This is a genomic window from Alkalibacterium sp. s-m-28, from assembly GCF_054658175.1.
In genome coordinates, this window is the sequence record NZ_BAAGIQ010000326.1 from 1 (window position 1) to 333 (window position 333).

General features: G+C 41.4%; 1 protein-coding gene. It reads right to left on the reverse strand.

Translation table 11 applies throughout. From position 1 onward, the window contains the following. On the reverse strand, positions 1 to 333 hold a 333-nt coding region (locus tag ACYQ4S_RS12515; RefSeq protein ID WP_459771502.1), incomplete at both ends, for a transposase.

A 333-nucleotide genomic window follows, 5' to 3' on the forward strand; every position in this document is an offset into this window, starting at 1 on the left:
AGTACGTTTTAATGGTCAAATGTTGTTTGATGTGCTTAAAAAACAACTCGATCTGCCATCTTGATTGATACATCTTTCCGATGTCCTCTGCTGAAAGATCCATTCGGTTCGTCAGGATACGTAGATTTGATTGATGCTTACGTTCAATCGTTACTAAGCGAAACAAACCTGTCAGGTAAGTCGATTTTCCCAGCTGAACCAATTGGTCACTGATAATCCCTGATTCATGAGACACTTCCAGGTGCGCTTGAACATGAACGGCTGTATTCTTTTTAATGCGGGAAACGAAAAAGTAGCCCTCCCAGGTCATTTGATCAAACTGAGCGAAATCCA